We start from the raw sequence: 1,322 nt of genomic DNA, 5'->3' as shown, positions 1-1,322 counted from the left end.
CCTTGTCGCGGCCCATCTTGGCGCTGCCGCCGGCGGAGTCACCCTCGACCAGGAAGACTTCGTTGTGGCTGATGTCCTTGCTCTCGCAGTCGGTGAGCTTGCCGGGCAGCACGGCCACGCCGGAGCCCTTGCGCTTCTCGACCTTCTGGCCGGCGCGCTGGCGCGTCTGCGCGGCCTTGATGGCCAGTTCGGCAAGCTTCTTGCCGTAGTCGACGTGCTGGTTGAGCCACAGCTCGAGCGCGGGGCGCACGAAGCTCGACACCAGGCGCACGGCGTCGCGCGAGTTCAGGCGTTCCTTGATCTGCCCCTGGAACTGCGGGTCGAGCACCTTGGCGCTCAGCACGTACGAGGCGCGCGCGAACACGTCTTCGGGCAACAGCTTCACGCCCTTGGGCAAAAGCGAATGCAGTTCGATGAAGCCCTTCACCGCGGTGAACAGGCCGTCGCGCAGGCCGCTTTCGTGCGTGCCGCCGGCGCTGGTGGGAATCAGGTTGACGTAGCTCTCGCGCACCGGCTGGCCGTCTTCGGTGAAGGCCACGCACCAGTCGGCGCCCTCGCCCTCGGCGAAGTTGTCGGCGTTCTTGTCGGCATGGCCGCTGCCTTCGAACAGCGGGATGACGGGGTCGCCGTTGAGCGTTTGCATCAGGTAATCGCTCAGGCCGCCCTTGTAGAGCCACTGCTGCGTTTCCTTGGTCTTCTCGTTCGTGAGCGTGACGCTCACGCCGGGCATCAGCACGGCCTTGCTGCGCAGCAGGTGCGTGAGTTCGCCCATGGGCAGCACGGCGGTTTCGAAGTACTTGGCGTCGGGCCACGCGCGCACGGTGGTGCCCTGCTTGCGCTCGCCCGCTTCGAGCTTGCGGATTTCGAGTGCCTCGATCACATCGCCGGCACTGAAGGCCAGCTTGGCGGCCGAACCCTCCCGGTGCGAGGTGACTTCGAGCCGCTTCGACAGCGCATTGGTCACCGACACGCCCACGCCGTGCAGGCCGCCCGAGAAGCTGTAGGCGCCGCCCGAGCCTTTGTCGAACTTGCCGCCCGCGTGCAGCCGGGTGTACACGAGTTCGATCACGGGGGCCTTTTCTTCGGGGTGCAGGCCGAAGGGAATGCCCCGGCCGTCGTCTTCGACGCTGACGGAGCCGTCAGTGTGCAGGGTGACCTTGATCTTCTTGCCGTAGCCCGCGAGCGCCTCGTCGGCGGCGTTGTCGAGCACTTCCTGGATGATGTGCAGCGGGTTGTCGGTGCGGGTGTACATGCCCGGGCGCTGCTTGACGGGTTCGAGACCCTTCAGGGCGCGAATCGAACCTTCCGAATATGCCGGCGCA

The 1,322-nt window shown here is 66.5% G+C and carries 1 protein-coding gene; it reads right to left on the bottom strand.

All coding sequences use genetic code 11. The features are described 5' to 3' along the window. Positions 1-1,322, bottom strand: a 1,322-nt coding sequence (locus tag ACSFA3_RS23685) for an ATP-binding protein (RefSeq protein WP_435507859.1), incomplete at both ends; no start/stop codon positions are given.

The organism is Variovorax glucosi (genome assembly GCF_051216695.1).
In the GTDB taxonomy this organism is placed as follows: Bacteria; Pseudomonadota; Gammaproteobacteria; order Burkholderiales; family Burkholderiaceae_C; genus Variovorax.
The sequence above is the reverse complement of the archived record's forward strand: the minus strand, read 5'-3'. Positions and strand labels throughout refer to the sequence as shown.